At 35.5% G+C, this 14,158-nt stretch carries 14 protein-coding genes; 7 read left to right on the top strand and 7 right to left on the bottom strand.

Annotated features, from left to right (window positions below):
* Positions 1 to 20: 20 nt before the first annotated feature.
* The 4 genes from ACJJVN_RS01315 to alaS all read right to left on the bottom strand — a co-directional run bounded on the left by ACJJVN_RS01315 (position 21) and on the right by alaS (position 3,858).
* A complete protein-coding gene (locus tag ACJJVN_RS01315) occupies positions 21 to 299 on the bottom strand; it encodes a hypothetical protein (RefSeq protein ID WP_405376895.1) in 279 nt (92 codons plus the stop codon).
* Positions 300 to 310: 11 nt separating this feature from the next.
* Positions 311 to 604, bottom strand: coding sequence for a hypothetical protein (locus tag ACJJVN_RS01310; RefSeq protein WP_405376894.1), 294 nt, complete (start codon positions 602 to 604; stop codon positions 311 to 313).
* 89 nt (positions 605 to 693) lie between these two features.
* On the bottom strand, positions 694 to 1,215 hold the full coding sequence (locus tag ACJJVN_RS01305; protein WP_405376893.1) for a YcxB family protein: 522 nt from the start codon (positions 1,213 to 1,215) through the stop codon (positions 694 to 696).
* A gap of 21 nt (positions 1,216 to 1,236) precedes the next feature.
* Positions 1,237 to 3,858: an alanine--tRNA ligase gene (gene alaS, locus ACJJVN_RS01300; protein WP_405376892.1), complete on the bottom strand. Its 2,622-nt coding sequence runs from the start codon at positions 3,856 to 3,858 to the stop codon at positions 1,237 to 1,239.
* A 154-nt stretch (positions 3,859 to 4,012) separates the two neighbouring features.
* On the opposite strand from alaS, the gene ACJJVN_RS01295 reads away from it, so the two are divergent.
* The 5 genes from ACJJVN_RS01295 (at position 4,013) to ACJJVN_RS01275 (ending at position 9,246) form a co-directional block, all read left to right on the top strand.
* The gene (locus ACJJVN_RS01295; protein ID WP_405371149.1) at positions 4,013 to 4,993 is read left to right on the top strand and encodes a M23 family metallopeptidase; all 981 of its coding nucleotides are present in this window, start codon (positions 4,013 to 4,015) and stop codon (positions 4,991 to 4,993) included.
* A 35-nt stretch (positions 4,994 to 5,028) separates the two neighbouring features.
* Positions 5,029 to 5,355 carry a MerR family transcriptional regulator gene (locus ACJJVN_RS01290; protein WP_104516615.1) on the top strand — a complete coding sequence of 109 codons (327 nt, stop codon included), beginning with the start codon at positions 5,029 to 5,031 and terminating at the stop codon, positions 5,353 to 5,355.
* Positions 5,356 to 5,439: 84 nt separating this feature from the next.
* Positions 5,440 to 6,813 carry an O-antigen ligase family protein gene (locus ACJJVN_RS01285; RefSeq protein WP_405371150.1) on the top strand — a complete coding sequence of 458 codons (1,374 nt, stop codon included), beginning with the start codon at positions 5,440 to 5,442 and terminating at the stop codon, positions 6,811 to 6,813.
* Complete coding sequence (locus tag ACJJVN_RS01280) at positions 6,813 to 7,826, top strand: glycosyltransferase family 4 protein (RefSeq protein ID WP_405376891.1); 1,014 nt, start codon at positions 6,813 to 6,815, stop codon at positions 7,824 to 7,826. The genes ACJJVN_RS01285 and ACJJVN_RS01280 overlap by 1 nt, the downstream gene beginning before the upstream one ends.
* A gap of 34 nt (positions 7,827 to 7,860) precedes the next feature.
* The gene (locus ACJJVN_RS01275; protein WP_405376890.1) at positions 7,861 to 9,246 is read left to right on the top strand and encodes a sugar transferase; all 1,386 of its coding nucleotides are present in this window, start codon (positions 7,861 to 7,863) and stop codon (positions 9,244 to 9,246) included.
* On the opposite strand, the gene lnt is transcribed toward ACJJVN_RS01275, so the two are convergent.
* Entirely contained in the window at positions 9,247 to 10,872 is a 1,626-nt protein-coding gene (gene lnt, locus ACJJVN_RS01270) for an apolipoprotein N-acyltransferase (RefSeq protein WP_405376889.1), read from the bottom strand.
* A gap of 69 nt (positions 10,873 to 10,941) precedes the next feature.
* Positions 10,942 to 12,012: a PorV/PorQ family protein gene (locus ACJJVN_RS01265; RefSeq protein WP_104516610.1), complete on the bottom strand. Its 1,071-nt coding sequence runs from the start codon at positions 12,010 to 12,012 to the stop codon at positions 10,942 to 10,944.
* A 117-nt stretch (positions 12,013 to 12,129) separates the two neighbouring features.
* On the opposite strand from ACJJVN_RS01265, the gene ACJJVN_RS01260 reads away from it, so the two are divergent.
* Positions 12,130 to 12,894: a CDP-alcohol phosphatidyltransferase family protein gene (locus ACJJVN_RS01260; protein ID WP_405376888.1), complete on the top strand. Its 765-nt coding sequence runs from the start codon at positions 12,130 to 12,132 to the stop codon at positions 12,892 to 12,894.
* A 36-nt stretch (positions 12,895 to 12,930) separates the two neighbouring features.
* Complete coding sequence (locus tag ACJJVN_RS01255; protein WP_405376887.1) at positions 12,931 to 13,371, top strand: hypothetical protein; 441 nt, start codon at positions 12,931 to 12,933, stop codon at positions 13,369 to 13,371.
* A 21-nt stretch (positions 13,372 to 13,392) separates the two neighbouring features.
* Here the strand turns inward: ACJJVN_RS01255 and lptB are convergent, their stop codons facing one another.
* A complete protein-coding gene (lptB, locus tag ACJJVN_RS01250) occupies positions 13,393 to 14,139 on the bottom strand; it encodes an LPS export ABC transporter ATP-binding protein (RefSeq protein WP_104516607.1) in 747 nt (248 codons plus the stop codon).
* Between the last annotated feature and the right edge of the window lie 19 nt (positions 14,140 to 14,158).

Genomic DNA, 14,158 nt, shown 5'->3' with positions numbered 1-14,158 from the left:
GTACGATCTTAATTTAAGGTTTAAACAAATGTAAATAGATAGAGTTTTATAAGTCCATATATCAAAATAGGGACTAATACTATGGTAAGGAGTAGTACTATAAGTGTTTTCTTTTTCTCTGCTTTTACCTGCAATTGAAAGGCATCTTTTGCGGCCTGTATTTGTTCTGGTGAAAAGTCTTTTTTATTAATATTTCCTTTGTAGATGCCAGTGTCAGCATCTAGTCCTTTAAATTTAGACCTAGATTTTAACTGTTTTGCATTAGTTTTTATGGCTGTAATAAATGCTAGCGATCCCATATTCTATAATTTTAAAAGTCAAACATGAATAGAAATAAATAACCTAGATAAAAGCACACTGGTGTTAGGATTATGGTTAAGATCCAGATGATTTTGTGTTTTATTCTACTTTTTTGTAATTTCTGTTGGTATACTTCTTTGGCAGCTGCTACTTCTTGTGGAGTAAAAACCTTGCATTTGCCAGCTGTCTTATACAAAGATGCAGTAGCAAAACGAGCATCATGTATACGGTCTGCTCTACGCTGGTCGCCCTTTGCACGTATGCGGTCTATTTTATCTAGTAAATGTTTAGTGGCTACTCCCATATAATATGAGTAGCTTTTAATGAAGAAATGTTACAGTCTGTGACGTGAAATAACAAATGGTCCATTTAAATTTAAATAGACCATTTGTTTTATAGGTTGTTGTTTACCTGAGCTTTATTAAGAATTTCTTTCAAGGTTTTTATTTTTTCAGAACTCACAAACCTCATAGGAATAGAAGCGCAAAGTTGTTTAGAAAAATATATATCTAACATTTCTTTTTGTTGAATAATTTTATGGATAGCGCTCCAATCTTTTCTTCCTTCTGAAGAGGCAGACTTTCCAAAATAACCGTTCTCATCCATAACGACCTTTACGTCTTGCTGAAAGTCTGCGGTATTATCGTATACTTTTTTAAACTGATACCTTAAATACAGAACAATCAGAATGGGCACAATAATAAGTGGTAAAACACTAATCATTATCGAGGTGAAATCTTGCTCAGGAGCCACATTTTGCACTGGACTAATAAGTGGTACGATAAATTTGAATGATAGTAAGAGTACTATAAATAAACCGAAAATTATGATATTTCTTGGTTTTAAGAGCATGCGCATCCTATGATTAACAAACTCCTTCTTTTCAACTCTATAATTTATCTCTACTTCTTTCATTTTGTAATGATAAAAAGAAAATTATATCAACCCTTCAGCAGCAACAAGTGCCGCATCTATTCCAGCAGCATTTTTACCACCAGCCGTTGCAAAATGAGACTGGCCACCGCCACCACCTTGAATGTGTTTCCCTAATTCTCTAACTATTTTACCAGCGTCTAGTGATTTTTCTTCTACTAGATTCTTACTTAGAATTACCGTTAGAGTTGCTTTCTCTCCGTTTGCTGCTCCTATAATTAAGAAAAGATTTTCCATTTCTCTCTCAATATCAAAAGCTAGCTCCTTAACAGACTTTGAATCTAGATCAGTTTTTGTAGCGATAAAGTTCACTCCATTAATACTTTTTGCACTTGCTATTAAATCACCTTTTAGGTTTCCAGCTTTTGCTTTAAGAAGTTGCTCGATTTCTTTTTTCAAAGAAGCATTTTCATCTTGTAGCGCAGCAATAGATTCTGCTGGGTTTTTAGTAGGGTTCTTTAAGACGGCTTTAATTTCTTCAAAGCTTTTTGATTGCTCTGTAAAGAAATCTTTTACTGCGTCGCTAGTAATTGCCTCTATACGTCGTATTCCAGATGCAACAGCACTTTCACTAGTGATTTTAAAATGCCAGATGTCTCCAGTGTTTTTTACATGAGTACCACCACAAAGCTCGTTACTCTCACCGAATTTAATGGTACGAACTACGTCACCATATTTCTCACCAAATAATCCTATAGCACCATCTTCCATTGCCTGGTCATAGGTGTTGTTCCTATTTTCCTCTAGAGATAATTGTTCTCTAATACGTGCGTTTACAAAGTTTTCTATTTCTACTAGTTCTTCTGCACTTACTTTAGAGAAGTGTGAGAAGTCAAATCTTAAACTAGCACTTCTTACCATAGAACCTTTTTGCTCTACATGAGTACCTAATATCTTACGCATCGCCTGGTGCAGTAGGTGAGTAGCTGTATGATTTGCAGCAGTACGTGCACGTTGCTTTGCATCTACCACTACTTTATGAGTACCACCTATTTCTTTAGGTAGGTTCTTAGTTAAATGTACGGTCTGGCCGTTTTCTTTTTTAGTATCTATGATGTAAACCGTGTCACCACTAGCACTTTCTAGATAACCTTTATCACCTGTCTGTCCACCACTTTCTCCATAAAACGGAGTCATGTTAAATACTATTTGGTATAACTCGCCATCTTTCTTACTCGTTACCTTACGGTATTGAGATATACGCACATCTGCCTCTAGTTTATCATAACCTATAAACTCTTGTGTATCGTCATCTACTAGAACAGTCCAGTCACTAGTTTCTGTCGCGCTAGCTTTACGAGAGTCGTCTTGTTGTTTTTTAAGAGCAATGGCAAATCCTTCTTCGTCCATTTCTAGACCTTGCTCGCTTAATATAAGACGAGTCAGTTCTTTAGGGAACCCATAAGTATCATTAAGCTCAAATGCTTTTTTACCATCTAGAGTTTTAGAACCAGCAGACTTCATGCCCGAGATCATAGAATCTAGAAGAGTAAGTCCATTTTCTAGTGTTCTTAAAAAAGAAGCTTCTTCTTCTTTAATCACATTAAGTATTAAGTTCTTTTGAGATTTAAGCTCTGGGAACGCATCACCCATTTGCTTAGAAAGTGTATTTACTAACTGGTAAATAAATGGTTCTTTTTTACCTAGGTAAGTAAATCCATAACGTATCGCACGACGCAATATCATACGTATTACATAACCAGCACCATTGTTAGAAGGCAGTTGTCCGTCTGCAATAGAGAATGAAACAGCTCTCAAATGGTCTGCAATAACACGTATTGCGATATCTTCTTGAGTTGTTTTTCCATACGTATGTCCAGTTATGGTTTCTATTTCTCTAATAAGAGGTGTAAAAACATCTGTATCATAATTAGACTGTACATTTTGTAATACCATCGCAAGACGCTCAAAGCCCATACCGGTATCCACATGTTGGTTAGGTAGATTTTTAAGAGAACTGTCTGCCATGCGGTTGTATTGCATGAAAACTAGATTCCATATTTCTACCACCTGTGGGTGATCCATATTAACAAGAGTAGCGCCATCTACAGCTGCTTTTTCTTCCTTACTTCTTATGTCTACGTGAATTTCAGAACAAGGTCCACAAGGTCCTTGTGCGCCCATTTCCCAAAAGTTATCTGCTTTATTACCGTTAAGAATACGGTTTTCGGCAATAAGTTCTTTCCAGTAATCATAAGCTTCTGTATCACGTTCTAGGCCTTCACTTTTATCACCTTCAAAAATGGTTACATAAAGGCAGTCTTTATCGATACCATAAACTTCAGTCAGTAATTCCCACGCCCATGAAATCGCATCTTTCTTAAAGTAATCGCCAAAACTCCAGTTACCCAGCATCTCAAACATCGTGTGGTGATACGTATCTACACCTACTTCTTCTAGATCGTTATGTTTACCGCTTACCCTCAAGCATTTTTGAGAATCTGTAATACGGTTATTTTTAGGATCAGAATTTCCTAAGAAGTATTCTTTAAATTGATTCATACCAGCGTTAGTAAACATCAGGGTAGGATCATTTTTGATCACCATGGGTGCACTTGGAACGATTTGGTGTTTTTTGTTTTCAAAAAACTCAAGAAATGTTTGGCGTATTTGTTTTGACTTCATTCTGGCTATACTAGCGGTTAATTCAATTTTCTTATTTTTGCTATACGTGATAAAGTAGGTTATGATCTCGCTTTCGCGAAAGCGGAATAATTACTAACTTTTTTCTACTTATTTTTATCTCGTAGAGTGTCACAAAAATAGCATAATAAACCATATGTCAAAGGTCAAGTATTACTACGATTCTGAAACGCTTTCTTACCGTAAGGTAGAGACTAAGAAAAGGAGGTTTTTTTTCCGCAGCTTGCTGTTTTTAGTAGTGAGTTTTTGTTTCGGTTTGGGGTGTTTTTTCTTTGCTGATGCTTTCTTAGAATCTCCAGAATTAAAAAAATCACGCGATAAAATAGAATATCTAGAGCTGCAACTAGATGATGTACAGGATGATGTGGTTAGACTGTCTACAGTTATTGAAAATATAGAAGATCGTGATAATAATATTTATCGCATTTACTTTGACGCAAACCCTATTCCTGCAGAGCAGCGTCAGGCAGGTTTTGGTGGGGTGAATCGTTATAAGGAATATGAGGGAGAACCTAGTGCAAAAAAGATAATTGCGTTAAGAGAATCTATAGATAGACTTAAAAAAAGAACAGCAATACAGTCACAATCGCTAGAAGAAATAGCAGTTCTTGCAGAAGATAAAGAGAAATTACTGGCATCTATACCTGCTATACAACCGGTGCGTAATCAAGATTTAACTCGTATGGCGAGTGGTTATGGTTACCGTACAGATCCTTTTAACAAGACTAGAAAATTTCACTTTGGGATGGATTTTACAGCGCCACGAGGGACACCAGTATTTGCAACAGGAGATGGTGTGGTAGAAAGAGCAGATGCTAATAGCTCTGGTTATGGAAACCATATAAGAATAGACCACGGTTTTGGTTATGTATCGCTTTATGCGCATTTAAGAAGGTCCAAACCTTATAATGTGCGTCCGGGACAAAAGGTGAAACGTGGTGATATTATAGGTTATGTAGGTAGTACCGGTAGGTCACAAGCGCCACATTTACATTATGAGGTGTTTAAGGACAAAGAACGTATTAACCCTATCAACTTTTATTATGGTAATCTAACACCAGATGAGTTCAATGCGTTGCTACAAAAATCGCAACAGGAAAATATTTCTCTAGATTAATATGAAAGTATATTTAAACACGTTATAAGCATATCATGCATATAGAACTTCCAGAAAAATTATACTACTCCATGGGAGAAGTAACCAAAGCATTTCAAGTAAATGCATCTTTGGTGCGTTTTTGGGAAAAAGAATTTGACGTTTTAAAGCCTAAAAAAAATTCAAGAGGTAATCGCAAGTTTTCTAAAACGGATATAGAAAACCTTAAAACCATCTATCATCTAGTAAAAGAAAAAGGTTTTACACTAGATGGTGCTCAAGATTATATGAAAAATCATAAAAATGAGCTTAATACCTTTGAAATAATAAGCAAACTAGAACATGTTAAAGCCGAGTTGCTTAAAATTAAAGCACAGTTATAATCTAGATTTACCAAAAATAATAAGCCTTATTTTTATTACAGTAAATTTGCGTTTTGTGATGACACTTAATTCCTCCCATTTTTAATGATCAAGTTTGAGAAACTGCCTTATCCGTTTATAATAGCAGGCCATATTCTGATCACGATCTTTATGATCGCTTTTCCATTTTTAATTAAGGTGTTTTTTTATGGAGCAATTATATATTTTATACTAAGACTATTTACAAGTGCAGATAAGAACATGGAGGTTATACTGGCCTGTTGTTATCTATCCTGCTTAGAGGTTTTCTTGCGTATGAATAGTGCGCTGTTTTTCTATGAGATGATTAAATATCTAGTGATAGCCTTTATGCTGGCTGGAATATTGCTGCGTGGTTTTTCACTGAAATCGATTCCCTTTGTGTTCTACTTACTACTGTTGGTCCCCAGTATCGTGGTTGCATCACAAAATATACCTATATCAGAGTCTTTAAGAAAAGCGGTAGCTTTTAATTTAAGTGGTCCGGTAACGCTAGGTATAGTCGCTATTTACTGTTTCCAGCGTAGAATAAGTACTGATAGACTAGACGAGATTTTAAAATTGAGTGTAGGGCCTATAGTCATGCTCATGTTTTATCTATTTGTGGTGACACCAGATATACGTGACGTGATTACAGATACGGCTTCTAACTTTGCAGCTTCTGGTGGTTATGGGCCTAATCAGGTCGCAACAGCATTAGGTATAGGTATGTTTATTTGCTTTGTACGTTTTTTACGTATTAAAAATATGTGGTATAATATCATGGATATTACTCTATTATTAGGAATGACATATAGAGGTTGGGTTACCTTTTCACGTGGTGGAGTTATTACGGCGTTCTTAATGATTATAGCCGTTATAGGGACCTTATTTATTTTAAAAAGATCTGAGTTTAGGATTTCATTTTTACCCAAGTTAGCGGTAATAGGTTTAGGGCTATTACTAGCATGGGGTTTTACTTCTCTTGTAACTAATGGTCTTATAGATAAACGATATGCAAATGAAGATGCGGCAGGAAGGGCTAAGTCTGATTTATCTACAGGAAGGGCAAAATTAATATCGATAGAAATTGAGGCCTTTTTAGAGAATCCTATTGCAGGTATAGGAGCAGGTCAGGTAAAATACTATAGGGCAAAAAAAGATGGTATTCTGGCCGCATCTCATAACGAGACCAGTAGATTACTTTCTGAGCATGGCAGTATAGGTATACTGTCTTTACTGGTTTTAATATTTACACCACTCATATTCCGGCTTTCACATAAAGGAAATATCTATTTTTATGCGTTCCTGATTTTCTGGATTGCTACTATTAATCACAGTGCGATGCGTATTGCAGCCCCTGCTTTTTTCTATGGATTATCACTACTTTATGTGTTTAAACCTAAGGTTAAGAAAAAACAAAAAACTGAATTAGAATCTCCCATTATTGCAGTAGCTTAATGAAGAATATCCTCTACATAGGTAACAAACTAGCACAACACGGTGCAACAGCTACAACTATAGATACCTTAGGGCCATTGTTACAAAAAGAAGGTTATCAGGTAAGGTATGCTTCTTCTGTAAAAAACATAAGCAAACGCATGTTGCACATGATGCGCATGACCTACTTAAATAGAAAATGGGCAGACGTGGTGTTAATTGATACGTATAGTACTAAGAACTTTTGGTATGCAATCACTATCTCGCGTATTTGTAAGTCCTTAAATATTAAGTACATTCCTATATTACATGGAGGTAATTTACCTAGCAGGATAGAGAAAAATCCTAAAGCCATTAAACATTTTCTTGATAACGCTTATAAAGTAATAAGTCCAAGTGATTTTTTAAGTTCAGCATTTATAAATGCAGGGTTTAATAATATTATTAAGATCAATAACTTTATTGAAATAGAAAATTATCCTTTTACAGAAAGATCAATAACAGAGCCTAAATTACTTTGGGTACGTTCATTTGCCGAAATTTATAATCCGCAAATGGCAGTACTGGTTTTAAAAGAACTTAAAGAAAAATATCCCACAGCTAGTCTAACTATGGTTGGTCCAGATAAAGATGGTAGCCAAGTGGCATGTAAAAGACTGGCTAATAGTCTAGATATAAAAGTGACTTTTACAGGATTATTATCTAAAAAACAATGGGTAGAATTAAGTAAATCACAGAACATTTTTATCAATACGACGCATTTTGACAACTTACCGGTAAGTTTAATAGAAGCTATGGCAGTAGGTTTACCTATCATATCCACTAATGTAGGTGGTATTTCTTATCTTATTGATAATGGAATTACTGGTAAATTAATTCCGGATAATGATGTTAATGCGATGGTGAAATCGGTAGATGAGTTGATAACTAGTCCGTTAGAGTGTGACACCATCATTAAAACAGCAAAAAAGTACGCTCATCAATTTTCATGGAGTGAAGTAAGTAAAGATTGGAGAGCATTGCTAGACGTATAAAAATGTATATTTACATGCTTAAAGCTTAACCAAAGTGTCAAAACCTATTCATTTTGAAATGTCTGAACGCAAAATACTGTTGCGTTTTATTGATGTTATAGTGGTTTTAAGTGCATTGTATTTATTAGGAATCATTTTTCAATTTGATTATTTTTTGATCAATGAGCGACAGTGGATGTGGTCTGTGATTCTCGCAGGTTATTTATTGTTTTTTGCTACAGTTTTTGAAATGTATAACCTTCAAAGAGCCAGTCGTATTACTGGTACTCTAAGAAGTGCTGTAAGTACAGGATCGGTAACATCGTTAGTGTATTTACTGACACCGTTTTTTACACCGGTACTACCAGAAAATAGAATACAGATTTTATACTTCTATCTAGCAGTTACCTTACCATTGCTTTTATGGAGAGCTGTTTATATAAAGTTATTTGCTAGTTCTAGATTTAACAAGAATATCATAATCATTGCAGACTCCAGTGATGCAGCATTGGTAGCTCAAACTTTGCAAGACGTAGATCCTAATTATAATATAAGCGGCTTTATAAATACAGGTCCAGCAATAGAGCAAGGTCATATAGTAGGAGTTAAATCTATAGGTATAAAAGATGCTCACGAGTTATTACATGATCAGTCGGTTACAGAGATAGTCGTGGCTAGTAATGAGGTAGAAGGAATAACTTCTAATCTTTATAAATGGCTTATTGAACTAGTAGAAAACGGCTATTCTGTTAGAGAATACACTCAAGTGTATGAAGAAATGACAGATAGAGTACCTGTACAATATGTAGGTAAAGATTTTTATAGGTACTTTCCATTTGCACGTAATAATCAAAATAGATTGTATTTAGTATACCATCGTTTATTTGATTTAGTAGCTTCTGTTTTAGGTATCCTTATAGGTATAGCATTAGTTCCATTTGTTTTTTTAGGGAATTTAATAGGCAATAGAGGTCCTTTATTTTATACACAAGAAAGAGTAGGTCTTAATAGAAAACTATTCAAGATTATTAAATTCAGAACAATGGTTACTGATGCAGAAAAATCTGGAGCACAATTTGCTGTTGTAAATGACGCACGTATTACAAAGTTCGGTAAGTTTTTGAGAGCTACACGTATTGATGAATTCCCTCAATTTTTAAACATCCTAAAAGGGGATATGAGTGTGATAGGCCCTAGACCAGAAAGAGAGATATTTGTAGAACAACTGTCAGAAAAAATTCCTTTTTATGAAACGCGCCATGTCGTAAAACCAGGTTTAACAGGTTGGGCACAGGTAAAGACTAAATATGGTGTTACTGACGAAGATCACTTAAGAAAACTGCAGTACGATCTATTTTATATCAAAAAACGCAGTGTGTTTTTAGATATAAGAATAATAGTAAAAACACTAAGTACAGTAATCTTCTTTAAAGGTCAGTAGTTATTTTCGCTTCATTTTTCCTCTTCTAAAAATACTGAAGAGAAGTACAAACAATCCCATTACTGTGGCTATTCTAGCAATATAATCTCCATGAGTGGTGTAAAATGTGAGCTCTGTTTTAGGCAGTAAAGTTCCCTTTAAAACACCTTGATCTTCATAACCTAATGATTGTTTAATAGCACCACGATCATCTATGATAGCACTTATACCGGTATTTGCACTACGCGCTATCCATCTTCTATTTTCTATCGCTCGCAATCTAGCCAGGCTTAAATGTTGTTTGTGTCCTTGTGTATCATTCCACCAGGCATCATTGGTGATAATGGCTAAAATTTGTGCGCCATTTTTCACATAATCAGTAACATACTCTCCATAAACAGACTCGTAGCATATTACCGGAGCAACCACGGTAGAATCGATAGCCGTAAATACAGTTCTATCTTCTTGAGTAGTCTTAGTAGAAACGGTACCGCCTAAATCTAGCATAGCGTCACCTAAAATAGGTTGCAGTATACTCTTGTAGGGGAAATTTTCAACACCTACGACTAGTTTTGATTTATTATACAATCCTAAAGAGCCACTAGCAGATAGAAACATAGCGCTATTGTAACTGTTGTAAAGCGTTCTCCCATCTCTAAATAAATTAGTCTGACCGGTCGCTCTACGTTTATCTGTAAACACTTCATCTATAGAAATACCACCTAGATAATTGGTATTAGGGTAATCGTATAATTCTTGTCTTACGGAAAGTACTGTAGGGTGGAATTTAAGTTGAGTGAGGTTATTCAGCCGTACGTCATCTGCTAGTACGGTTTCTGGTGTAATAATTAGATCGGTAAACTGGTCCATTTCTGGTTTTGCCAGACTCATGATAGTTTGAATAATACTATCGTTAGTGAGGTAATATTTCTCCTCATATGGATCAATATTAGGTTGTACGATCACGACATTTGTACCATCACCTTTTTGAAAGGATATACTATCTATGACTAGGGCCTGTGAAATAAGTATAGGAACTATGACTATAGCTGTAAGTACTATAGAGCGTTTGATAATGAATTTGCGCTTTGTGGTAAGTCCGCTTTCGCGAAAGCGTAACAGAGCAATAAAAATAAATATATTAACCAGCCATATCCATAAAGAACCGCCAAAGGTACCAGTATACTCATACCACTGAATCCAAGAGGTAGTCTCGCTAAAACCGTTACCTAAATTGAGCCAAGGCCATGAAAAATCCCAGTCCAAATGCAATCTCTCAAAACTGATCCATAAACAGGCGAGAAAGGTAAGTGCTGCGCCTTGTGTTGCTTTTCTAGCTAGGTAATGATAACCTAAAAAAACCAGACTCATTAACGCTGTATTTACTAAAACAGCAAACCACATACCAAATGGCGTGGAGAAATACAACCAGTATGTTGTTGCGATATTCCAAATGAAAAAAGTAAGATAGGAGTGTAAGAATACTTTTCCAGCGATTTTTTTACCATCGCTTAAACGCAATTTACGTTCTGAAATAAGTAATGGCACAAATGCGACAAATAATAGCCCTGCAAACCCATAAGTAGGCCATCCTAACCATAATAGAATTCCTGATAAAATGGCTAGTAATATGCTGGTAAGTTTCATGTATAAATTAATCTGTTGCTAAGTTAAGGTCTTTGCATATAATTAAAAATCGAATAGGAAGTTAATCTCTTACTTACTGAAAACAGATAGGTCGATATTGACTGAAAAGACATTAGAATACAACGCCTCGCTAGAATCTCCTATATCGGTAAGTGCATAGTCTACTGCGATTCCTTTGTACTTAAAACCTATACCTATATTAGGTTGAAAGGTGACACTGTCGTTACCGTCTAGTTGTTGCACGTTTTGAAAATTACCTACTCCTGCACGCACAAATACTAAGTCGGTAAATCCATATTCTAGACCTAGCGCTGGTGTAGCACTTACGGCACTGCTAGAAATAATATCGTTAGTTTGTATAAATCGCATGTTCAGATCAACCTCGGCAGTAAGAACGTGGTCGTAGTGAAATGTAAATGTTCTCGCTAGTCCTAATTGTAATTTAGGTAATGTAATCTCGGTAGTTTCTGGTAATTCCTGATTCTGATTTTCTACAGCACCGCTTATTTCGGCAAACTTCTCTTCATCAATAGCCCATGTGTTGTAGGTAGTTGTAATGTCGCGTGCCATAAAACCTACCTGCCAGTCGCCACGTTTAAATTGTAACCCTACATCAAATCCAAAACCCCATGAGCTTGCAAATTCACCTATGACACGGCGTATAACTTTGGCATTTGCTCCATAAGAAAAACCATCTAGTTTTGACTCTCTAGCATAGGAGAATGTAAAAGCCCAGTCTGCGGTAGAAAAGGTAGAAATACGATCGTAGTTTATATTTCCTTGATCGTCTATAAGCTGTGTGGTATTTAAAATATCATCTACAGAAAATCGTATGACAGAAAAGCCAAAAGCACTTTGATCATCTATAGGCATGGCATATGCTCCATAATTAAATTGAGCAATGTTTGCAAAGTAGCTCGAGTGCATTAAGGATAGTTCTTGCTCTTCCATTCTTATTAATCCAGCAGGATTCCAGTAAACAGAGTTTACATTATCTGTACTTGCGACTACAGCATTACTCATTCCTAGAGCTGCGGCATCTACTCCTATATTTAAAAATTCGTTAGAATAGGCTCTAGATGTCTGCGCTTGGGCACATACAGAGCATAAAGCAAATAGTAAAAAGTAATAATTTTTCAAGTACAAATTTTAGTAAGTCACAAATATCTTAGTTTCTGAGTTAATAACTATGATAATCTGTGGATATTGCCTCAAAAGTAGGCAAAACACATCAGTAAAAAACTGCATATTTGTATCATGAAGAATTGGGTACCTAATATTATTACATTATTGAATCTGCTTTGTGGATGTATAGGAGCTATTTATGCGTTTAATGACCAGCTTATTCTGGCTGGGATTTTTGTAGCAGCTGGAATATTTTTTGACTTTTTTGATGGTCTTGCCGCGAGATTGCTCCACGTTTCTAGCGAGCTAGGTAAACAACTGGACTCTCTTGCAGACATGGTTACTAGTGGTCTTGTACCAGGAATAGTCATGTATCAAATGTTGAGCGATGCTGTAGGATATAACCTGACAAATACGATAACAAGTTTTGAGGCAGCACCACCAGAGCAGTGGTATGCACATCCATTTGTGCCAGTAATAGGTTTTTTAATCACTTTAGGTAGTTGTTACCGACTGGCGAAATTCAATATAGACACCAGACAGACCGATTCTTTTATAGGAGTACCGACACCGGCAAATGCGATTTTGATTATTTCATTAGGTATTATCGCACAAGATTACAACGCTGGCTGGGTTACAGAGGCGCTGACTAATCCTTATGTTTTAACGGTTATAACATTGTTAAGTGTTTATATTCTCAATGCAGAATTGCCTCTATTTGCTTTAAAGTTTAAAAACTTCGGCTGGAAAGGAAATGAAATACGCTGGATCTTTATCGCTTTGTGTATTACATTGATAGCAACACTTCAAATTTATGCAGTGCCTTGCATTATCGTGATTTATATCTTGATGAGTGTGGTGAATAATGTGATGAGTAGAAAAGCTTTCAAAATATAGTTGAGAAAAGTATGAAGTCTTGAAACCTCGTTAAGCATGATTAAACCTATTAGATTTTTATATAAGAAAGGTGTTTTGAAAATTACGAGTTCAGTTATTGAAGACGCATCAAAGGATGGTGATATTGTTTTTTTATTTCTAGGCTTAAAATCTAAAGACTTTAAAATAAGAGTTCAATCGGTTATTGAATTATCAAAATTTGCAAAGGATAATGATTTGGTATATAAAGAAATTTGTAAAACAATCAACAATGATATCTCTTTTGTTTCTCTTAATGCTATTAATTCTTTGATACTCCATGATAATGAGGAATATGAAAAATGGGGAGTGATTTTTGAAACTAAAAGAAAGGAACTGATAAACAATCAAAAAATAGGAAAGGAAATTTTAGACTATAAATATCCAGATTTTCATGATTTGAAAATTGATCAACGCATTCGGATTTCTGAAATGCATAAGAGAAATCAATTTCTGTAAACTTTTGATTAGATATAAATTCTACTCAAAAATCTTCTTCTTTCTCAACTCAAAATTCTGTCCTAAATAAACTCGACGTACCACTTCATCTTCAGCAAGTTCTTCTGGAGAACCGTGTTTTAGGATCTTACCTTCAAACATTAAGTACGTACGGTCAGTAATAGCGAGCGTTTCTTGCACGTTATGGTCAGTAATAAGAATACCTATATTTTTCTTAGTCAGTTGTGCAACTATTCTCTGTATGTCTTCTACCGCAACTGGATCTACACCTGCAAACGGCTCATCTAGTAATATAAAAGTAGGGTCTGTTGCTAGCGCGCGAGCTATTTCTGTACGGCGTCGCTCACCACCACTTAATAAATCACCATTTCTATTGCGACGGTCTTGCAAACTAAATTCTTCTAGAAGTTTTTCACAACGTTCTTTTTGTTCTTTCTTAGAAAGGTCAGTCAGTTGTAATACACCTAGTATATTTTCTTCTACGGTTAATTTTCTAAAGATAGAAGCCTCTTGTGCTAGATAACCTATACCATTTTGCGCACGTTTGTACATAGGGTATTGTGTGATTTTTTTATCGTCCAGCCACACGTCACCACCAGTAGGTTTTACCAGTCCTACTGTCATGTAAAAAGAAGTGGTTTTACCAGCACCGTTAGGTCCTAATAATCCTACTATTTCTCCTTGATTCACTTCATAAGACACGCCCTTAACTACCGGACGACCTTTATAGGATTTCTGTAAATTATCAGCTCTTAGTTTCTTTCGCATGGAACAAATTTAGTTTTTT

Source organism: Nonlabens sp. Asnod3-A02, assembly GCF_045063755.1.
GTDB lineage: Bacteria > Bacteroidota > Bacteroidia > Flavobacteriales > Flavobacteriaceae > Nonlabens > Nonlabens xylanidelens.
The sequence above is the reverse complement of the archived record's forward strand: the minus strand, read 5'-3'. Positions and strand labels throughout refer to the sequence as shown.